We start from the raw sequence: 22244 nt of genomic DNA, 5'->3' as shown, positions 1-22244 counted from the left end.
ACGTTATATGAAATCAGCGAATATATGGGTTGCCGGTACTTTCGTACTATGCTCCGGCTTTGGAACGGCTGTGGCGCAGTTGTCCAAAGTAGAGGAATTTAAATCCTGGCCAACCGGCAGCTCACCAAAGGAAATAGGAGACCGGATTGCCGCGCGCTTTATAATTACGCCGCATACCAATTTTAACCGTCCCGGGCCTCCTAAATCAATTACGTACCCGGAAACCTGTACCTGGTATGGTGCACTTACATTTGCAAAGGAAACGGGTAATAAGGCATTGGTCCGGCAACTCGCCGATCGCTTTACGCCTTTGTTCGGAAGCAGGGATACACTGATTCCCACTCCGGATCATGTGGATCGTACAGTGTTTGGAGCTGTGCCCTTTGAATTGTATATGCAAACAAAAGATCCGCGTTATTTGTCTATCGGTAAGCGAATGGCAGATAAACAGTGGGGACCTCCTGAAGGGAAAATGGTAACAGCTGATTCGCATCGGTTTTATGGCAAAGGGTTGAGTTGGCAAACCCGGCTTTGGATAGATGACATGTTTATGCTAACAGCTGTTCAAACCCAGGCCTACCGGGCTACCGGAGATCGGATGTATATTGATAAGGCTGCAAATGAAATGGTATTTTACCTGGATTCACTGCAACAGCCCAATGGGTTGTTTTACCATGCACCGGGTGTTCCTTATTACTGGGGGCGGGGCGATGGGTGGATGGCGGTAGGGATGAGTGAATTACTGCGCTCGTTACCCAAAGACAATCCCAACCGTTCACGTATTATGGAAGGATACCAGAAAATGATGGCAACCTTGCTTAAATATCAGGCTGAAGATGGTATGTGGCGGCAGCTGATTGACAACCCGGATTCCTGGAAAGAAACTTCCTGTACAGGAATGTTTACATGCGCTTTTATTACCGGGGTAAAAGAGGGTTGGCTGGATAAAAAGATGTATGCGCCGGCGGCCCGGAAAGCCTGGCTGGCGTTGATTACGTATATCAATACGGAGAACGATATTACAGATGTTTGTGAAGGAACCAATAAAAAGAACGATCTCCAGTACTATATGGATCGCAAACGGAATACCGGTGACCTGCACGGCCAGGCGCCCTTGCTTTGGTGTGCAACGGCGTTGCTGCGATAATTTTTCCGCAAACGATAAAGAGGCCTCACTTTTTAGAGTGAGGCCTCTTTATTCATGTGAATCCCTTACTGCTGCCTTGCTGCCGTTGAAATAACGCTGGCCGTAACTATTCCTTCATCAGGGCGTCGTTGTTAAATGATATAGTCCGGAATTTGAAGGCCGATCTAATTACTTTTTCCCTTTTGCATAGTACGGGGATACTTCACTTTTTAAAACAGGGGTAGCCTTATTCCCAAAACTTCTTCGTATATAGGTTAATACATCTGCCACCTGCTGGTCGGTCAACATCTTAAAGGGGGGCATATTATTGGAGTAAAACTCGCCGTCGATTTCAACGTGCTCCTGAAGCCCATTTCTTACTATTTTAACCAGCCTGTTTTTATTACCCAAGACCCCTGTGGTGCCAATTAACGGAGGGTTTAAATTTGGAACGCCTCCGCCGTCTGCCTGATGGCAGGACATGCAGAATTTTTGATACACCAGTTTCCCTCTGTTTATCGAAAGCGTTGCTGCTGAAACATGAGTAACGGGTTTCTTGGCGACTGGTTTTTTAGCAGATTGTGCAAAACCGGTCAGTGAAATAATCACAAGACCCAATGTGAAGACTTTTCGCATTTTATTTTTTATATTCTATTTTGTAAATGGTTCCCTTTACATCATCCGTAACGTACAGGGCGCCATCGGGCCCTTGGGCTAACCCACAGGGGCGGTGTTTGGCCTGCCGGGGCGTCATTACTTCTGCCTGACCTGAAAATCCATCAGCAAAAACCTCCCAGTTCCCCGAAGGCTTTCCGTTGGCAAATGGAACAAAAACCACATAATATCCTTCCTGCTTTTGCGGGGTCCGGTTCCAGGATCCGTGAAAGGCTACAAAAGCGCCGTTTCTGTATTTTTCAGGAAACTGAGTGCCGGTATAGAATAATAGTCCGTTAGGAGCCATATGCCCGGGAAAGGCAACTACCGGCTCCAGGTATTTTTTCCCGGCTTCTTTTTTTCCATCTCCGCCGTATTCCGGGGCCTGCATATATTTTTTCTGAAGTTGATCATAATACGCAAAGGGAAAACCTGCGTCATCTCCTTTTTTGATCATATACAAGCATTCTGCGGGTAGCTCTGCATTTTGTTGGGCCGTATAAAATGCGGGGAATAAATCATTCAGCTGGTCTCTTCCGTGCTGGGTTACAAATAGCGTGTTGTTTTGTTGGTTCCAGTCGAGTCCTACTACATTTCTTAACCCTGTAGCATAACGGATGCCCTGGGAATAGGATTGATCGGCCTTATCCACACGAAACTGCCAGATACCGCCGGCAGAGTCCAGCAGTGGGCAGCCAGGGACGCCCAATGAGCCTGGTTGCCGGTCTTGCAACTGGCAGGAATTACTTGGGGAACCAATATTTACATAGATGTTATTGTCATTGTCCAGCACGATCGATTTCGTTTCATGTTGGCGGCCCATTTTCAATCCCGTAATAATGCGTTCGGGTTGGTCAGGAGTCAATACCTCATTTTTTTCATTGAGTTTATAACGAAAAACAGCTTCATTGGAAGAAGCATATAAATAACCGTTCTTTACATAGATCCCTGTTCCGCCATAGTCGCCAAATCCTCCCGCTATTGAGGCTTTCCCGGCATTGTCTTCTTTTAATATCATGATTCCATTCCCCTTCCAGGGACGGGCCATCTTTACATAAATCAATCCGCCCGGAAGTACTACAAGATGCCGGGTTTTGCCGGAGCTGTCCAGTATCGTTTTTGCTGAAAACCCGGGTGGCAGTTTTAGTCCGGCATTTTGCGACTGGCCCGTTGTATTTAAACCAAGGCTGCTCCAAAAGAGCAGGCAGGCGCATGCTTTTAAAATGGATTTTATTTTCATATATTGATTGCTTGACAGATTTATATGTTATTTATAATAGAACGAATATGGGTATTTCAGGGGATATGCCAATATCCGTTATTAGCAATTTGATAACTGATATTGGCATCGTGCAGTTTGGGGTATACCACCATCTCAGGATCCGCCATCTGTCCTGCCAGGCCAACGCGCTTATACCAGAAACTCCTTCTGATAGATCATCGGGCTGCGGCCGGTAATGATCTTAAAATATTTATGAAAACTGGTGAAATTATTAAAACCACTTTCAAAACACAAACGTTTCAGGCATGTATTGGTTTCAATAAGAAGCCGGCAGGCATAACCCACCCTGAGTTCAATAAGATACCTGGAATATGTTTTACGGGTTCTCGACTTAAAATACCGGCAAAAAGAACTGGGGCTGATATTTGCTATGTCTGCAATTTCTTCAAGGGTGATTTTTCGTTTGAAATGTTTTGCGGAATAATCCAGGATGGCCTGTAGGCGCTCGTTTTCATCCGCAGATCTAAAGTCGGGGCGAAAGCCAACTGAAGAGAGTTCGAAGCACTGTTTTTCTGCAGCAAGCATCGTAAGTGCCTTCAGCATTAATAAGATCCGCTGACTGCCTTCCGCTTCCGAAAGTTGTTCCAGCAGAGCGCCGATCTGGCCACGTGCTGCGCCTTTTATTTGCAATCCTCGTTTTGAGCGCTCAAGAACTTCCTTGATTTCGAGATTTTCGGGCAGCTCTAAAAAATGTTTGCCTAAAAAATGCTGTGAAAAATGAACAACCCGTACGTCGACTGTCTGGGGATTGTCTTCAAAAAATGAGTCTGCAAATCGCCAATAATGCGGGAGATTTGAACCTACCAGTACAACATCGCCCTCTCGAAATGTTGAAATATTATCGCCGATATATTGGGTTCCCTTTCCCTTTTTAAAATAAATGAGTTCAAGCTCTGCGTGCAGATGCCACCTGTTATTTATATAAGGAACTGAATCTTTTCTGAGGCTGAACGAATTTTGAGGTTCGGTAGGAACCTTAAGTAGTTGGGGTTTCATATCAAGATGTTTTTATCAAGCAATCAGTACAAAAGCAATACAATAAAAGTACAGTTATCAAATGCTGTATAAAAATAATGTTATGCAATCGTTTGCGTAAAATAGACGGGTATCGGGTACGCCCCCGGGCTTCAAAGCCAGGCCCCGCCTGGCTGTTTCCAGGGCCGCCGCAATGGGTAGGGATAATGTGGCCGTAGTGTATTATATAACCCTTCGTATTACAGGAATCCGGTTGAGTGAAAGTGCTTTGATCCGCGTTGCCTGGTTAAACCACTTTATTTTGATGGTGCGGTTATTCTGATTTGATATATATGTTAAGATTGTTTAGCAACTTGTTAATATAACGAATTGCCCGGCCGTTTTTGCATTCTAATATTGCTGTCGATTGCATATGTCCAAATTAAAGCTAAAACGAGTTTGTTGAGAACTACCAGTTTGCCATCCTGCTAAGATCAATCTTCGTTTTATGAATTGCTGATCATTTATTATTTTATTTAATTGTTTATGAATTGGTTAAAAATCAAAAAAGAAATCTGCCTGCTTGTTGTTTTATTGGGAGCCTTCTTTCTTGTGCCGCTTGCCGGAAATACACAGGAACAAAAGGCGGCAAGTAAAAGTAAAAAGGAGGTCCGGGGAACTGTAACGGATTCTTCCGGTGTGTTATTTGGAGCAACCGTTTATGTAAAGGACCAAACAGCTATTGGAACCACAACGGATGCAAATGGAAAATACATACTGGATGTGCCCGGTGAAAATTCCGTGCTTGTTTTTGAAATGAGCGGCTACACAGCCGTTGAGCTGCCGGTAAAGGGGCAATCGGTGATCGATGTCTCTTTAAAAGTGTCGCATAGTAAGATGGACGAAATCGTTGTTGTAGCTTTTGGTACACAAAAGAAGTCATCGGTTATCGGTTCTGTAACTACCGTCAGGCCGGAGGATCTTAAGATCCCTTCGAGTAACCTTACACAGGCCCTGGCCGGAAGAGTGGCCGGTATTATTGCTTATCAGCGCTCCGGTGAACCGGGTGCAGATAATGCGGAATTTTTTGTACGGGGTGCTACTACTTTCGGATATAAAAAAGATCCGCTGATTCTGATCGATGGTATGGAATATACCACAACGGAACTGGCCCGCTTAAATGTGGATGATATTGCAAGCTTCTCGATCATGAAAGATGCCACGGCCAATGCGCTCTATGGCTCACGGGGTGCTAACGGTGTAATTCTTATTACAACCAAAGAGGGAAAGGAGGGACGTGCAAAAATCAATATACGATTTGAAAATTCAATATCAACGCCTACAAAAATGGTGCAAATTTCGGATCCGATAACCTATATGAAATTGGAAAATGAAGCGGTGTTAACGAGAAACCCACTGGGGATATTGCCGTATTCTCAAAGTAAAATTGACAATACGATTTCCGGCATAAACCCCGAAATGTTTCCTACAGTTGACTGGCAGAATGAAATGCTGACCAAAAACACCAATAACCAGCGCCTGAATATGAACTTAAGTGGCGGTGGTGGTGTGGCCACTTATTATATCGCCGGATCAATGAACCAAGATCATGGTAACCTGAAGGTTGATCATCGCAATAATTTCAATACAAATATCAGCCTGAAGACCTATACCATCCGCTCAAATGTAAATCTTAAAGTAACCAAAACCACTTCAGCAATGGTGCGGCTTTTTGGAACCTTTGACGGCTATACCGGCCCGATCACGTCTGGAGCGGCCATGTACATGAATATTATGCGTACCAGCCCTGTATTGTTCCGGCCTTACTATCAGCCGGACTCAACGCACCGGTTTGTAAACCATATACTTTTCGGGAATGCTGAAACAGGTAATTATTTTAATCCTTATGCCGATATGACAAGGGGGTATAAACAATACTCCAACTCTTTAATGGGCTCTCAGATTGAGCTGAACCAGGATCTTTCTTCCATCATAACGCCTGGATTGTCCTTGCGCGGAATGATGACCACCAACCGCAGGGCCAACTTTACGGTTACCAGGGCCTATAAACCCTTTTATGTAACCCCCGCCAGTTATGATAAATTTTCAAACAGCTTTATCCTGCGGGATCTGAATGCGGAAACGGGTTCCGATTATATTGATTTTGTACCGGGAAGTAAGAGCGTGCTGTCAACATTCCGTGGAGAACTGGCATCTAACTATAACAGAACCTTCGGAAAACATAATGTAACAGGGATGGCACTATTTATTATTCAGAATGATGCCAATGGAAACGAAACCACCTTGCAGCGTTCGCTTCCCAAGCGCAATATTACATTGGGTGGCCGTGGTACTTATTCTTATGACAGTCGTTACTATACAGAGCTGAATTTTGCCTATAATGGGTCTGAGCGTTTTGATAAAACGCACCGGTTCGGCTTTTTTCCGTCCATTGGAGTAGCGTGGGCGGTTTCCAACGAAGCATTCTTTGCGCCGCTCCGGAATGTTTTTTCTAAACTCCGGTTACGGGCGAACATCGGTTTGGGTGGAAATGACGAAATCGGAAGTGCTTCCGATCGCTTCTTCTATCTTTCCAATGTAAACATGAATGACGATGCGTATAAGTTCAGTTTTGGTACCGATGGCGGCTACACGAGAAATGGTATTTCTGTGTCCCGCTATAACAACAGCGAAATTACCTGGGAAACGGCCCGGAATTCAACATTTGGACTAGAGGCAACCCTTTTCCGTAAATTGGATATCACTGCAGAATATTTTATTGAGCACCGGTATAATATTTTAATGGACCGGGCATCAATACCGCTGTCTATGGGGCTTGAAGGAGCAACTCCCAAGGCCAATGTGGGAGAAGCACGGTCGCGGTCTATTGATATCAATATGAATTATAACCAAAAAGTAACCAATGATCTGGGGTTACAGTTTATAGGCAATTTTACCTATGCAAAGAACCGGTTTGAAGCATACGAAGAACCCGAATACCCTTATCCGTGGTTATACCGAAAGGGGCAGCCGGTTAACCAGAGCTGGGGCTATATTGCCGAACGCCTTTTTGTAGATGATGAAGAGGTTAGAAGCTCTCCCAGCCAGGTTTTCGGGAGTACCGTAACCCGTGGTGGCGACATCAAATTCCGGGATGTAAGCGGTGATGGCGTCATCAATCAAAATGATATGGTACCTATTGGATTTCCTACAGCGCCGGAAATTGTGTATGGCTTTGGGTTGTCTGGTAACTATAAAAATTTTGAATTTTCATTTTTTGCACAGGGTTCTGCCAGAAGCTCCTTTTGGATCAATCCGCAGTCTACAGCGCCATTCATATCCTATAGGTATGGTTCCGATGATCCGGCGCCTGCTGATGTGCAGTTAAAAAACCAGCTGCTGAAGGCCTATGCCGACGATCATTGGTCTGAAGATAACCGGAATCTTTATGCATTGTGGCCCAGGTTAAGCTACACCACTAATTCCAATAATAACCAGTCCAGCACCTGGTTTATGCGCGATGGGTCTTTTCTCCGCTTAAAGCAATTGCAGGGCGCCTACACGGTTCCTTCACGTTTGTCCAACAAAATAAAGATGACAAAACTGAAGATTTATTTTACCGGCGGAAATCTTTTCACCTTTAGCAAGTTTGACCTGTGGGATGTGGAAATGGGCGGTGATGGATTGAGATATCCTTTGCAGAAAACTTTTACTATTGGTATTGATGCTTCATTTTAAAATTTTTGTATGCGTAGAATTATTAAAAATACAACAGTCTTATTGGTGTTAATAAGTATGTTTTCGGCCTGTAAAAAATACCTGAATGTGGTGCCGGATAGTATCGCAACCATTGAAAGTGCATTTACCTTACGGACTTCTGCTGAACGCTACCTGTTCTCCTGCTTTTCCTATCTCCCCGGTGATGCTTCTTTTAATGATAACCCCGCGTTTAACAGCGGCGATGAAGTGTGGTACATGGATCCTATAAGGGATGTGGATGCAACCTATCATAATATTGCCAGGGGGCTGCAGAATGCAGATAATCCATTGGGCAATTTCTGGGCAGGCTCATCTCGCGGAACCTCGCTGTTTCAGGCTATCCGGAAATGCAATACGTTTTTGGAAAATGTAGACAAAGTGCCCGATCTGAATGAATATGAACGGGAGCGTTGGAAGGCAGAAGTAATATTTTTAAAGGCGTATTATCATTTCTACCTTTTCAGACTGTATGGCCCTATACCATTAACCAAGGAAAATCTTCCGATCTCAGCTTCACCGGAAGAAGTAAAAGTGTACCGGGAGCCGGTTGATTCCTGTGTAAATTACATTGTTTCGCTCCTGGATCAGGCAGCTGCAAGTGATCTTATGCCGGACCGGATTTCAGGAACAGAAAATGCTGAACTGGGCAGAATCACCAAGTGTATCGTGAAAGCGGTGAAAGCCAAGGTACTCGTTACAGCAGCCAGTCCATTATTTAATGGCAATACGAGTTATGCTTCTTTAATTGATAATAAGGGAAGACCGCTGTTCCCGCAAACGGAGGACCCGGCCAAATGGGTGCGTGCAGCGGAGGCCTGCAGAGATGCGATTGAGTTTTGCACTGCAAACGGGTACAGCCTGTCTACATTTCCGGGAAATACCGGGTATATTATCAATGATACCATACAAAAGCAACTGGATATTCGTACGGCAATAACTAATAAATTCAATAATCCTGAAGTGATCTGGCCCAATACAGACAGCCGTGCCGGTGATATACAGCGTTTTTCCATGGCCAACCTTGCGCCCTTTACGAGTACTTCTAATGCAAAGAGCATTATCGCGCCTACCATTAAAATGGCAGAGCTGTTTTATTCGAAGAACGGGGTACCCATTACCGAAGATCCGGAATGGGACTTTAACGACCGGTTTGCTTTGCGAACCGCAGGAGATGCCGACCAGTATTATATTGCGAAGGGACAGGAAACGGTAAAACTTAATTTTGACCGGGAGCCGCGGTTTTATGCTTCACTGGGTTTTGACCGGGGTATCTGGTTTGGCAACTGGATCAATAACTATAATGTTTATGCCGCTACTGGTTTGTTGTATGTAAAGGGCCGTGCTGGTGAAACGGCCGCACGGCAGGGAATCAGTAACTACTCCATCACAGGGTACTATCCTAAAAAATTGGTTAATATTGAAACAACGGTTGCTGCAGATGGAAACATTACCAGCAATACGGTGCAATATCCCTGGCCGGAGCTCCGGTTGTCGGATCTGTACCTGCTGTATGCCGAGGCGCTGAATGAAGCACAGGGGCCGGGAGCAGATGTTTATCACTGGGTTGACCTGGTTAGGGCCAGGGCAGGGCTGCAATCTGTTGAAGATTCCTGGAGCCAGCATTCCAAAGATCCTGTTAAGTTTAAAAGTAAACAGGGGATGCGGGCAATTATCCAGCAGGAACGGGGAATTGAACTGATGTTTGAGGGACAGCGATTCTGGGATCTTCTGAGATGGAAAATTGCGCATGTAGAACTGAATGGACCTATAAGGGGATGGGATATTACGCAAAAGGACGCCGTACCTTATTATAACCCGATGCTGATGTTTAATCAACGGTTCGACCTGCGCAATTACCTCTGGCCTATACAGATCAGTGAACTACGAATTAACAAAAACCTGGTACAAAATACAGGCTGGTAAATCAGATCAATAATCAAAAAAAATACAATGAAGACTCTTTTTCATATTGGATTATTTATTATGGCCTTTACAAGCTGCCAAAAAGCAAAAAATACGCCGATCGATAAAGATATGTCTGCACCGGACCCCGTTAGCGACGTGTCTGTTACGAATACATCTGGCGGCGCACAGATCTCCTATACGTTGCCGGCGAATAAAAATTTGCTGTATGTAAAAGCTGAATATACGGTGAACGGCGAAACAAAAGAAGCCAAGGCTTCATTCCTGGCAAATACCATTACGCTGGAAGGCTTTGGAGATACCAACGAGCATGATGTACAAATATATGCGGTAAGTCGCGCAGAAAAGGTTTCGTCGCCGGTTGTCGTAAAAATTAAGCCGCTCACTCCTCCTGTTTTAAAAGTGCGTAACTCTTTAACTACAAAAACTTCTTTCGGTGGTTTTTCGGTTGAGTTTAGAAATGATGACAGAGCCAATGTTGTCATTATTGCCTTGAAATGGGATGAGGGATTAAAGGAGTGGAAACAGATCGACGCCAGTTATACGGCGCTCGATAGTGGTTTGTTTAAGGTGAGAGGGCAGGATTCTGTAATGCAACGGTTTGGATTAGTGGTGCGCGATCGGTGGAATAATCTTTCCGATACAATGGATTTCCAGTTGAAGCCGATCTATGAAGAACAGCTGGATAAAACCAAGTTTGTGGATATCCGTAAAAAGTATCCGATTCCCCAGCGGGATCCGCTGCCGAAATCAGGTGCTAAAATGATCGAGGCCGTGGATTATTCCAGCAGTTATCCGATGAAGAATTGGTATGATGGGAATACAGGGTCTATGTTTCATACAAAACAGAATGTCGATCAGCCTATATGGATTCCGATTGACCTTGGTGTAAAGGCAAATTTTAGCCGGTATAAAATTTGGCAGCGCAACGGCGGATTTGTATGGGGACACGGAAATCCACATGAATGGGAGATCTGGGGTACCAATACACCTTCGGATGTAAATAGCTGGATATTACTGGACAGACAGATCATGGTAAAGCCATCAGGCCTGCCGAACGGCCAGAATAGCAATGAAGATATTGACGTGGCGAATGCCGGCCAGGAATATGAGTTTAAAGAAGGCCTTCCCGCAGTGCGTTATATTGCCTGGAAAAATATTGATTGCTGGGATGCGATCGGCGGAGCTACCGGATTTTTCCATCTTTTTGAACTGACACTTTGGGGGCAGCAGAATAAATAACAACAAAAAATTATTAAGATGCGATTGAAAAAGATAAAAACATATGCTCGCATAGTCTGTTTTGTTGGGCTATGGATGGTTATCATTTTACTGCCTGGCGCCTGTGGGAAAATGAGCAGTAATTATGAGGATTTTATAAAGGATGGCGAAATTGTATATACTGGACGGGTGGAAGGCTTAACCGCTTATCCGGGCAGGAACCGGGTGAAATTGAGTTGGGAGCTGGTTTCGGATCCAAAAATTACGTTGTGTAAAGTTTTCTGGAATAACGGGGCCGACTCTTTATCCGTACCGGTAAAGAAAACCGGGAAGATTGATACGATACAGGTTGTTGTCAATAATTTGAATGAAGGACTGTATTCTTTCCAGGTGTATACTTATGACAATGAGGGGCATTCATCCGTAAAATCAGAGATTGCGGGGGTTTCTTATGGAGACAATTACGCGAACTCTATTTTTAACCGGTCGTTAAAATCTGCAAAAAAAGCGCCCAATGGCAAAGATATTTGGTTGGAATGGTTTGGTGCGGCTCAGCAAACTGCGGTTGTGGAGGTAAACTATACCAATGACGGGGGACAGCCGGCTACGCTGTTGCTTACGGAGCGGTTTGATAATCTGGGCCGCTCGAGGGGGTTTTCTAATACAGATACCCTGTATAATTATAAACCGGGGGCAACATTTAATTATCGCACCGGATTTTTACCTGGTAAAGAGGCCATTGATACATTTTATACAAGTTATAAAGCGGTGACACCATAAAGATGATTACAGAGGCAGGACAATTTGGATTTGGAAGTCAGGCAGCGGTTGAATACACCGCTGTTTGGCATTCATGTCATTACTCTTTGTTCGGCGGGCGTGTCATTGAGATCTGCCGAAATTGTTTATAAGTTGGATGATTTATTAAAAGACCGCATTGTTTTAAAAAGGTATTATTGCAGTTGTGCAGATTCATTGTTCAGAAATCCGGCCGGTTCATATAAGCCGGTATATAAGATGTTTGCATTTTATTCGTTAAATAAGAGATCCTTCATGAAAAAAACGCTTATCCTGTCCCTTGTTTTGATCCAGTATATAACGGGTAATGCGCAGTCGCATATCGATAATAAAACCGCAAACCGATGGAAGATGCATTCCCCGGGGAGCATTGAATGGAAAATTACGGATCGCCTTCCGCATCAGGATCATCTTGAAATGAGCGGAGAAAAGGTGTCCTTCTGGCTGCAATATGGCGTTGACGAGATGAAAAAGCCGGGATTTGTCAGAACCTTTGTGTTTCCCTCTTTCCGGCTGCTGCCGGCAAGGACTATCGCTTCCATGATGTACAGCGTGGATGATGATAACCTGCCCCGGATCCTGTTAAATGATAAATTGCTGAAAAAAGGGGTTTATAACGCTACGGTCATGGACGACCAGCCTGAAAAAGCAATGAATGTAAAGTTTGATGGCATTCTTACGATGGAGAGCGTGCTTGGTAGTGGTGGAACAGTCGTATTGAGAAGATCCTTTTACCCCTCAACAGACAAAGCATTGGGCCTTGAAAAAATGGTATTTATCAATAAGGGCAGTCAGCCGGCAAAAATAGAGATGGAGTATATGCGCCGTGAACTACGACCGGCGGCCGAGCGTGCCAGCGAGGGACCGCTGCGTTTTGTAGTAGCAACGGTGAACGATGGATTGAAAACGGTTAACCCGGGGGATTCAGTTGCCTTTGGGATCAGCTACCAGGCGCTTGCAGGTGATGCTACGCCTGTTGTGATTGCGGATTTAGATAAGGAAGAGCAGGCGAGAAGAGAACGGGTGCATGAAATAACCTCCCTGCTTCAGCTGGAAACGCCGGATGAAGTGCTGAACACCATGTTTTATTTTGCAAAAATAAGAGGCACGGAAAGTATTTTCAATACCCGGGGCGGACTCATGCATGGACCTGGCGGGTTGCGTTATTACGCGGCTATATGGGCCAATGATCAGGCGGAATATGTGAATCCTTTTTTTGCATTCCTGGGAGATGATATCGCAACAAAATCTGCCATGAACGCCTACCGCTTATTTGCCGGCTATATGAACCCGGAGTATAAGCCCATTCCCAGCTCCATCATCAATGAAGGAAAAGGAACCTGGCATGGCGCCGGAGATCGTGGTGATATGGCCATGATCGCCTATGGCGCCGGGCGTTTTGCCCTGGCCAATGGCAGCATAGATTCTGCAAAAGTACTATGGCCATTGATCGAATGGTGCCTGGAGTACTGCAAGCGAAAGATCAATGATGAAGGCGTGGTCTGGAGTAATAAGGATGAACTGGAGGGACGGTTTCCTTCCGGCAATGCAAATTTGAACACAAGCTGCCTGTATTATGACGGGCTGGTATCGGCTGCAATGCTTGGGAAGGCATTGGGTAAACCGGCAGCTCAGGTAAAGGCTTATGCCGGCCAGGCTGCTCAAATGCGGGCAAACATTGAAAAATATTTTGGCGCCGATGTGGAAGGGTTTAAAACCTATCGCTATTATAAAGGGAATGATACGCTGCGCGCCTGGATTGCAACACCGCTGGTGATGGATCTGTTCGATCGCAAGCAGGGAACGATCGATGCGCTGTTCTCAAGCCGCTTATGGACAGAAGATGGCCTTGCTTCACTGGCCGGAAATAGCACGTTTTGGGATCGTGCTACTTTGTATGGACTACGCGGTGCATTTGCTGCCGGAGAAACGGCAAAAGCCTATGACTTTTTGAAATACTACTCGGAGCGGCGTTTGCTGGGTGAGCATGTGCCTTATGCCGTAGAAGCCTATCCGGAAGGGAATCAGCGGCACCTTTCAGCAGAAAGCGGGTTGTATTGCCGCATTTTTACTGAAGGCGTGCTGGGGATGCGCCCTACGGGACTGAGGGCGTTTAACCTCACACCCAATTTGCCGGCCGGGTGGAATTTTTTGCGGTTGAAAAATATTCATGCCTTTGGAACCGTATTCGATATGGATATATCCAGAAAAAATGGCAGCAACCTGGTTATGAAAGTTGCTGAAAAAGGCAAAACGAAAAGTTATACACTAAAAGAAGGCAAAACCATTTCCGTTCAATTGTAGGACGGGTTATCGTTTCCATTGATATCAGGAATACTAAATAAAAGGAGCATGAGATCGTTTTTTCCGGTACTGTTTTTTTTACTGACAGCCCAATTGGGGAATGCGCAGGCTGATAAAATTTTTATTGAAACCAATAATACGGCGATTGTATATAAAATTGGGAAGGATAAAAAGGTAAGCCAGGTTTATATCGGCAATAAGCTGGGCAGGGCAGATTATGCTATGATGAACAGCGGCCGTGAAATGTATCTTACGGCGGGTATGGAAAACCAGTTTGAACCGGCTATAAGGGCCGTTCATAATGATGGAAATCCTTCTCTGGATTTGCAGTTTGAGGATTATAAACAGGAAAATGAAGGAGGCGTAATCCATAGCCGGATTGTTTTAAAAGATCCGGTTTACCCATTCTATGTGACCATTCATTTTAAAGCATACATGGAAGAGGATGTGATCAAAACCTGGACGGAGATCAGGCATGCCGAAAAAAAGCCCGTAATGCTGACGCAGTACGCATCTTCGTTATTGCATTTTGATGCACGGGCGTACTGGCTGACGCAGTTTCATGGAGATTGGGCCAGGGAGGTTCAACTCAAGGAAGAGAAACTCAATAATGGAATTAAAAGTATTGAAAGCAAACTGGGCACCCGCACCAATTTCTATCAAACACAAACCTTTTTTGTTTCACTGGATCAGCCTTCTACTGAAAACGAAGGCAGGTTAATTGCCGGAACCCTGGGGTGGACCGGTAATTTTAAGTACAGTTTTGAGGTGGATCAGAAAAATGGCCTGCGGGTGATTTCGGGCATCAACCCCTTTGCTTCGGAATATTATCTGCGGCCCAATGAAATTTTTGAAACGCCGGAGTTTATATTCACTTTTTCTGGAAAAGGTAAGGGACTGGCCAGTCGTAACCTGCACAAATGGGTACGGAATCATGCGTTGCTGGATGGCAATGCCCCGAGGATGACACTTTTAAACAACTGGGAGGCGACGCATACCAGCTTTAATGAGACGCGGTTGGTGGAATTGTTTGATGAGGCCAGGAACCTGGGGGTGGACTTGTTTTTGCTGGATGACGGATGGTTTGGAAATAAATATCCAAGAAATGATGATAAAGCAGGGTTGGGCGACTGGCAGCCGGACAAGTCGAAATTGCCCAATGGGATTGCAAAACTGGTAAAGGAAGCCGGGGAGCGGAACATTAAGTTTGGTATCTGGCTGGAGCCGGAGATGGTAAATCCGAAAAGTGAGCTTTATGAAAAACACCCGGATTGGATTTTAAAATTACCCAACCGGGCAGAGAGTTATGGACGGAATCAACTGGTATTGGATCTTACAAATCCCGCCGTGCAGGATTTTGTATTTGGCATCGTTGATCAGTTAATGACCCAAAATCCGGGTGTTGCTTTTATAAAATGGGATTGCAACCGGAGTATGACCAACGCATATTCGGCTTATTTGAAAGATCGCCAGTCGCATCTATATATCAATTATACAAAAGGCTTCTATGAAGTGATGAAGCGGATCCGGAAAAAATACCCACATCTACCCATTATGTTATGCGCCGGTGGAGGGGGACGTACCGATTATAAGGCGCTGGAATATTTTACGGAGTTTTGGCCCAGTGACAACACGGATGCACTGGAACGTATTTTTATCCAGTGGGGATACTCTTACTTTTTTCCGTCCAACACTATTTCTGCACATGTTACCAGCATGGGTAAGCAATCGTTGAAATTCAGAACGGATGTGGCGATGATGGGGAAAATGGGCTACGATATCCGGATCAATAATTTTACGGCACCGGAACTGGAGTTTAGTAAAAATGCGGTAAAAACATATAAGGACATCAGTGAAGTGATCTGGAAGGGAGATTTGTACCGGCTGGTGTCTCCCTATGATGAGAGTCGTGCCGTCATTATGTATGTAAATACAACGCAAAACCGGGGCATACTATTTAACTATTTTACCAACCTTAGAAAAAAAGATAGTTTTTCAAAAGTGCGTTTACAGGGGCTTGATCCCGCAAAACGTTACAGGATCCGGGAAATAAATTTATTTCCCGGCGTTAAATCGGTGCTGCCGGAAAATGAGCATATCTTTTCCGGTGCTTATCTTATGGAGGTTGGGCTTAACCTGGCTGCAGGGAAATTGCAATCCCTTACAAGCAATATTGTAGAAATAGCTGAGGCTGGCATCAATGAACAGGAATGAACGGAAGCCCGTTGCTGAATTATGTCAGCCTCTACGTTGGCATCGTTTTCAAAGAGATAGCGGTGCTCGACCGGCCGTATCTTTTTTTTATTGCCTGAACAGTTTATAAACCGATTGCGGAGGTACTAAGTTTGGCCAATAGGTGAAATGTCAGACAGCATTGGAACAGGGGATGTATTCAACGCGAGTGTAAGGTTGCGTGCTTATACGCCGGATCTGCTTCCCGGCAATTCGTTCCAGGGCCGGCTGCCATGTTGGTCTATGCGTTTTTGTTATTCTGTAGTTTTTACTTCGGCCGGAGGAACCTGCTGGAGCTGTATCCTGGATTTGACTTTTGTTAAATCGCCGCCCTCTATTTTAATATTCCGTGTATCCGCCCCCTCAATTGCTGCAAACACGGTGGCGGGGTTCAGCACCCTGGGTGAGACGATAAGTACGTCGGTACAATTTTTCAGGCGTAGTACCGACGGGCTTCCCTGTGCTCCGGCGGTTAACAGCGAGATGACGGCATTTTCGAGCTGATCCAATACCATTGCCGGTCGTGCGTCGGGTGTTGCTACTTTTAGCCGCAGGTTACTGATTGAAAGCCCTTTTACATTCCGGGCAAAAAGGGCATAAGCGGGTGGTGTTCCGATTTCAAAATATTCACCTGCGATTTTGGGGACTTCTGCGGATGCCTCTGCTTCTGTGCCCCCGCCAGGGAAGCTTAGCTGGATATCCTGGAACGAAATATCCTCCATAAAGTTGTCGTCGAAGGCGTTTAAAACAATACAGGAGCGCATTTCCCCGGGGCGATAGGCACTTTGAAACGCCGCGTCGGGCAGGGGGCGGGGCGCAACTATTGAGGCCTGGATATTGCTAAATGTGATCCTTTGCAGCCGTCCGGGAGGAAGATGATCGCCAGTGACACTTGACGATTTTTTCTCACTGATCCCGATATGTATGGGCCCGGTAACATCCTTCATGATAAGATTGGAAAACGTGATGTCCTCAAAACGGGAGCCACGGCTGCAATAAATTTTTATAGGGCAGCCATAGGTTTCATAAATCGTGCAATTAGTTATGGTGATATGCTGTACAAAGCCCCCTCCAAAGCGGAACACGGACCACCTGGTGCTAAAAGTGCTGTCGCTAACGGTTACATACTGGCAGCTGCCAAACAGCGCACAGGCATCGTCCTGGGTACGTACATCGCACGCGTGCACATGTACATATTTACAGCTAATGAAATGAAACCCGTCGTTATTATGAATAACCCGTCCATTTATCCGCAACCCGGAAAACTTCAGGTAATCGCTTTGGATTACCCGTACTGAATGATAGGCACTGTCTTTTAAAAAGATATCTTTTATATGAACATTGGTGCATTTGTAAAGCAATATATGGTAAGGACGCTGTGCTCCGGATATGCCTGCCGGGGATGGCTCACCTTTTGACGGGCTGCGAAAACTGGCACCCTTGCCATCGATGGTACCCATGCCTTCTATTCCGATGTTTTCTGCGTTCACTGCATAAATGAATCCAACATTACCATCAATAAGGGTCGAATCCCCGGTTAACGGTATTTCAGCAGCAGCAACATATTTCGTTCCATCCGTTGTTCCCATCAACGTTGCTTGAGCGCTTAAATAAAGGGTTACGTTGCTTTTCAATTCCAACGTACCGGCGATATAGATTCCCGGTGGGAAGAAGACCGTTCCGCCGTTGTTTTTATAACAGGTGTCGATTGCAGACTGGATTGCCTTTGTATCCAGCGTTTTTCCATCGCCCTTTGCGCCCGATGCTTTCACATTATAAATACCGCTGTTGTTTTCCTCCATGGAGGCGTTATTTACACTCCCGGCGGAAGCCGGCTTAAGCAACCCGACACCGGTAGCTAAAGCCGCAGTCTTTGTGAGCCAGTTTCGTCTTGATAACATAGTATTCTGAATACGTTTATTTACTAAAATGAATTGCGTTATTACAGAGGATCAACGGGCCTCCTCATCAACCTTTGGGCTATTCCGGAGAAGCGCTTTCATAAAATGACTTTTGGACGCCGGACATTCCCGTAAATATACTGCAGGCCATCACGGGAACAGGCCAATGTTTTGGCTTATTTCTAAGGTATTTTAACAGGAGATGGGCGGGGCTGTCCTTTTGTGTGCATCTGGCCCTGGGGCGCAGATGCACCGGCAGGAACGTTTTACAGCAATGAGATAAAGGATGGAACTGCAGAAACCTCCCTCATAAATCGTCCAGGATTTTTTGGCTTCAGTATTCGCGGAAATGGCTACAAAAATACGCGGACGGCTTATGAGCTTTGTGTACATAAAAATTATGAATATGAACACAGCTGTTAAAGGAAAAGTAGTGGCCATTACGGGAGCCAGCAGCGGCATTGGAAGGGCGATCGCTTTGCTGCTTGGGGCGCAGGGGTACAAAGTAGTAATGGGAGCCAGGAGGCAGGATACCTGCAACAACTGGCTTCGGAAATCATTGCCCGGGAGGCAGTGCTTCTTACCGGGCAACGGATGTAAGCAGGCGCGAAGATCTGAACGCCCTGGTTAACCACAGTGTAGAACAATACGGGCGGCTCGACGCGATGATTAACAATGCGGGCATCAGCCAGCTGTCACGTATTGAGGATCTGGATGTTGATGGCAGTGCCGTTTTGTTTTTTTGATCTCTTGTGATCTCTTCTGAACCCTTATGATCCCTTCTGACCGCAAAACGCATGTTTTCTGTATCCTTTCTGTATCGTTTGTATATCCTTTGTATATCGTTTCTGTATCCTGGCTATATCCTGGCTACTGCGTTCGTATATCCTTTCTATATCAGTAGCCGGTATAGCCTGTTGGGGATTTGCAGCTTTTTTCGTTGTGGGTTTTCTGTGCCGGCATTGTGTAGGGTAGCACCCTGGGGAGGATTTCCCATGCTGTAAAACGGGTAAAAAGTGTTAAAAACAACGGGCTGTTAAGCGCTTGCCCTGGCCCTCAGCGCCGTTTGTTTATCCTTTAACCGGGGAATTGGGTGGGTACCGTCGTCCGGATGTGCTGCCGGGTCTGACGGCGGTTGTTGCGGAGGTGCCGATCGGCTCCGCATCGTGATGGTATCTACAAGATTATTTAAAAGGATATACCGGGCTTCTCCGGGATCGGGCTTTATGGTCGTATCATCGCTGAGCAGGAAATACCCGTTGTTGGCTTTGTTTTTTATTGTATCGGATATGCCGGCTGAAAACAAGGTATCATCAGGTGGGATCGGATCGGCTGCCGGAGCCGGGCCTGCATTATGAAAAATGGCGTAAGAATAGTCTGAATGCACGATCGTGGTTGTGGAACCGTTGTAAAAAAACCGACTGAACGAAAAATCGGAGTAAACAAGCATCGAATGGGTGCTGTCATAATCCACAAGGAGGGCATGCGTACCGTCGGGATAAATGATCGTGGAACCATAGGGGCTATAGTAGAACAGGGAATAGGTGCCGTCTCCATTCGAAATGGAAGTCTGGGCGGTTGCAGGGGCCGCACAGCCGGTGACAAAAAACAAAAATAACAATCGCCTTTTCATAAAATACAGCAGGTGAAGGTGGTGGGTTAAAGTTAGAATTGCCGGGCCTTAATATTGCTATCAAAATGATAATTAACAGTTCATTGGCGCCCTTTCCGGTGCTGCGCATAGCCCGGTAAACTTTAATTCTGCGCTTCCGTGCATCCGTCGCTTCTTTGAGTTATTTTTGTAGTCATGAAGTCTGGTTTTGTAAATATATTTGGAAAGCCCAATGCGGGAAAAAGTACCTTGCTGAATGCATTGATGGGAGAAAAGCTGGCCATCGTTTCGTCCAAAGTACAAACCACCCGGCATCGCATTAAAGCGATCCTGACGGAACCGGATTACCAGATCATTTTTTCAGACACCCCCGGTATTATAGAGCCGAGGTACAAATTGCATGAAAAAATGATGCAATCGGTTAAAAGTGCGCTGGAAGATGCCGATGTGGCGCTGCTGATCGTGGATGTAAATGATAACTGGGAGGAAAGTGATCAGATCTTTTCCGGGTTGCGGCTGAGGGTGCCTTGTGTTTTGGTAATCAATAAAATAGATAAAGCTCCGGCGGAGAAAATAGCCGCCTGCATGGAGTATTTCAGTTCAAAACCGTATTGTAAAAAGGTGGTAGCCATTTCTGCACTGAAGGGTGCGGGCATCGATCAGTTTATACAGCCGGTGGTGGAATTATTACCGGAAGGTGAGCCGTTTTATGATTCGGACGATATCAGCGACCTGCCAACAAAGTTTTTTGTCAGCGAACTGATCCGCGAAAAGATCTATGAGGTTGCGCAGGATGAGATTCCTTATCACACCGCTGTTTTGATAAGGGAATTTAAGGAAAAACAGACCCTGGTAAAGATCGTTGCCGATATTATCGTACACCGGGAAACCCAAAAGGCGATCCTGATTGGTGAAAAGGGGAGTATGGTAAAAAAAATCGGAACGGCTGCCCGAAAGGATATTGAAGCTTTTTTGAACCAAAAGGTATTTCTGGAGTTATTTATTAAGGTAAAACCCAAATGGCGCGACAATGAACTGTACCTGAAAGAATACGGGTATGGCTCCTGATCAGGCCAAAGGTTAAAAAATCCCCAAAAAATAAAATTGCAGGACTGACAATATTTCATCATATTTGTTATTAAATATTTTTTCGCCTTGCCCGAAAGGCTCATTCGAAAAACAAAATTTGCGTTGCTTCGCGGGCGGAGTAACGGTGAGAATTTAAAAAGTTAAATGGCAGTACCACAAAAACCAGCCTACAGACCGCCTGGCACGGGATTCCGGCCGGGGGGCAACAACAGTAACAGGCCTAAGGGCTTCTTTAAAGGACGGTTTCAACCGCAGAAGGAGGCAGAACACCGCATCAATCAATTCATCCGCGTTCCACAGGTAAGACTCGTTGGCGACAATGTTGAGCAGGGCATTTACACCACCCAGGAAGCTCTGAAAATGGCTCAGGATATGGAACTGGACCTGGTGGAGATCTCACCCAAAGTAGATCCCCCTGTTTGCCGCATCATTGATTACAATAAGTTTTTATACGATAAAAAGAAGAAGGATAAAGAATTAAAGGCCAAAAGCAAGGCTACAGAAATCAAAGAAATCCGTTTTACACCGAATACGGACGAACATGATTTTGATTTTAAAGCAAAGCATGCCGAGGGCTTTTTGAAGGATGGCAATAAAGTAAAAGCATATGTGCAGTTTAAAGGAAGAGCCATCCAGTTCCAGGACCGCGGGCAGCTGCTGCTGCTGAAATTTGCCGAGCGGTTGGCCGATTTCGGAACACTGGAAAACCTGCCGAAGCTGGAAGGGCGCCGTATGCTGGCGATGATTGCCCCCAAGCCGGCAAAAAAGAAATAGGAATTTTTTAATTGTTTTTATCGTAGAAGCCCCGTTCCTGAAATGGGGCTTTTGCGATTTCTTTTTGCCCTGTAGGAGTTGTTTCCTGCAGATTTGTGAAAAAAGAACCACTAAGACCGAAAGACACAAAGAACCACAAAGAAGCATTTAACCTTTATGGCGAACAACTGCCCCGCTGCCTCGGTGCTTCATTGCGTCGATGCGTGAAATAAAAGCCACAGATGCGCTGAAACACTGAAGTGTTGTTTGGCGTATTGCATAGTTGGTGCCCGGCGGCTTTATGGCGAATAACTGATCCGCTGTGTCCTTGCTCCATTGCGTCGTTGCGTGAAATAAAAGCCACAGATGCGCTGAAACACTGAAGTGGTGTTTGGCGTATTGCGTAGTTTGGTGCCCGGCGCCTTTGTGGCGAACATCGGCCCGCCTGCATCGTTGCTCCATTGCGTCGTTGCGTGAAATAAAAGCCACAGATGCGCTGAAACACTGAAGTGGTATTTGGCGTATTGCGTAGTTTCGTGCCCGGCGCCTTTATGGCGAACAACTGACCCGCTGCCTCGTTGCGTGAAATGGATCTGATCCCTTCACATTCATAAAAAAAGGCTGTCCAAATAAAAT

General features: G+C 45.5%; 16 protein-coding genes. 11 read left to right on the top strand and 5 right to left on the bottom strand.

The annotated features are described in order from the left end of the window. Window positions 1–7 precede the first annotated feature (7 nt). Window positions 8–1147, top strand: a complete 1140-nt coding sequence (locus LQ567_RS07475; RefSeq protein WP_231003733.1) for a glycoside hydrolase family 88/105 protein — start codon at window positions 8–10, stop codon at window positions 1145–1147. Between the two features lie 168 nt (window positions 1148–1315). Here the strand turns inward: LQ567_RS07475 and LQ567_RS07470 are convergent, their stop codons facing one another. The 3 genes from LQ567_RS07470 to LQ567_RS07460 all read right to left on the bottom strand — a co-directional run bounded on the left by LQ567_RS07470 (window position 1316) and on the right by LQ567_RS07460 (window position 4058). Continuing rightward, on the bottom strand, window positions 1316–1762 hold the full coding sequence (locus LQ567_RS07470; protein WP_231003731.1) for a c-type cytochrome: 447 nt from the start codon (window positions 1760–1762) through the stop codon (window positions 1316–1318). Between the two features lies 1 nt (window position 1763). Further along, window positions 1764–3020: a PQQ-dependent sugar dehydrogenase gene (locus tag LQ567_RS07465; RefSeq protein ID WP_231003729.1), complete on the bottom strand. Its 1257-nt coding sequence runs from the start codon at window positions 3018–3020 to the stop codon at window positions 1764–1766. Between the two features lie 171 nt (window positions 3021–3191). After that, the gene (locus tag LQ567_RS07460; RefSeq protein ID WP_231003728.1) at window positions 3192–4058 is read right to left on the bottom strand and encodes an AraC family transcriptional regulator; all 867 of its coding nucleotides are present in this window, start codon (window positions 4056–4058) and stop codon (window positions 3192–3194) included. 504 nt (window positions 4059–4562) lie between these two features. Between LQ567_RS07460 and LQ567_RS07455 the strand changes: the two genes are divergently transcribed. From LQ567_RS07455 to LQ567_RS07430, 6 genes are all read left to right on the top strand, one after another. Then, window positions 4563–7754 (top strand): SusC/RagA family TonB-linked outer membrane protein, encoded by a 3192-nt coding sequence (locus LQ567_RS07455; protein WP_231003726.1) that lies wholly within the window; start codon window positions 4563–4565, stop codon window positions 7752–7754. A 9-nt stretch (window positions 7755–7763) separates the two neighbouring features. After that, window positions 7764–9698, top strand: coding sequence for a RagB/SusD family nutrient uptake outer membrane protein (locus LQ567_RS07450; protein ID WP_231003725.1), 1935 nt, complete (start codon window positions 7764–7766; stop codon window positions 9696–9698). A gap of 27 nt (window positions 9699–9725) precedes the next feature. Next, window positions 9726–10940, top strand: a complete 1215-nt coding sequence (locus tag LQ567_RS07445) for a DUF4959 domain-containing protein (protein ID WP_231003724.1) — start codon at window positions 9726–9728, stop codon at window positions 10938–10940. 111 nt (window positions 10941–11051) lie between these two features. Then, entirely contained in the window at window positions 11052–11699 is a 648-nt protein-coding gene (locus LQ567_RS07440; protein WP_231003721.1) for a DUF4998 domain-containing protein, read from the top strand. A 273-nt stretch (window positions 11700–11972) separates the two neighbouring features. Next, the gene (locus LQ567_RS07435) at window positions 11973–14021 is read left to right on the top strand and encodes a glucosidase family protein (protein ID WP_231003719.1); all 2049 of its coding nucleotides are present in this window, start codon (window positions 11973–11975) and stop codon (window positions 14019–14021) included. A gap of 48 nt (window positions 14022–14069) precedes the next feature. After that, window positions 14070–16235 (top strand): alpha-galactosidase, encoded by a 2166-nt coding sequence (locus LQ567_RS07430; protein WP_231003717.1) that lies wholly within the window; start codon window positions 14070–14072, stop codon window positions 16233–16235. Window positions 16236–16507: 272 nt separating this feature from the next. On the opposite strand, the gene LQ567_RS07425 is transcribed toward LQ567_RS07430, so the two are convergent. Next, window positions 16508–18154, bottom strand: a complete 1647-nt coding sequence (locus LQ567_RS07425) for a glycoside hydrolase family 28 protein (protein WP_231003716.1) — start codon at window positions 18152–18154, stop codon at window positions 16508–16510. 406 nt (window positions 18155–18560) lie between these two features. Between LQ567_RS07425 and LQ567_RS07420 the strand changes: the two genes are divergently transcribed. Together LQ567_RS07420 and LQ567_RS26260 are read left to right on the top strand one after the other, a co-directional pair. After that, window positions 18561–18785, top strand: coding sequence for an SDR family NAD(P)-dependent oxidoreductase (locus LQ567_RS07420; RefSeq protein WP_262909566.1), 225 nt, complete (start codon window positions 18561–18563; stop codon window positions 18783–18785). Next, window positions 18685–18900 carry an SDR family NAD(P)-dependent oxidoreductase gene (locus LQ567_RS26260; protein WP_394800350.1) on the top strand — a complete coding sequence of 72 codons (216 nt, stop codon included), beginning with the start codon at window positions 18685–18687 and terminating at the stop codon, window positions 18898–18900. The genes LQ567_RS07420 and LQ567_RS26260 overlap by 101 nt, the downstream gene beginning before the upstream one ends. Before the next feature lie 290 nt (window positions 18901–19190). On the opposite strand, the gene LQ567_RS07415 is transcribed toward LQ567_RS26260, so the two are convergent. Continuing rightward, window positions 19191–19787, bottom strand: coding sequence for a hypothetical protein (locus LQ567_RS07415; protein WP_231003714.1), 597 nt, complete (start codon window positions 19785–19787; stop codon window positions 19191–19193). 174 nt (window positions 19788–19961) lie between these two features. On the opposite strand from LQ567_RS07415, the gene era reads away from it, so the two are divergent. Then, window positions 19962–20834: a GTPase Era gene (gene era, locus LQ567_RS07410; protein ID WP_231003712.1), complete on the top strand. Its 873-nt coding sequence runs from the start codon at window positions 19962–19964 to the stop codon at window positions 20832–20834. Window positions 20835–20999: 165 nt separating this feature from the next. Next, entirely contained in the window at window positions 21000–21629 is a 630-nt protein-coding gene (gene infC, locus LQ567_RS07405) for a translation initiation factor IF-3 (RefSeq protein WP_231003711.1), read from the top strand. Window positions 21630–22244: the final 615 nt, after the last annotated feature.

Origin of the sequence: Niabella pedocola, assembly GCF_021044425.1 — a bacterium.
GTDB classification, from domain to species: Bacteria; Bacteroidota; Bacteroidia; order Chitinophagales; family Chitinophagaceae; genus Niabella; species Niabella pedocola.
The sequence above is the reverse complement of the archived record's forward strand: the minus strand, read 5'-3'. Positions and strand labels throughout refer to the sequence as shown.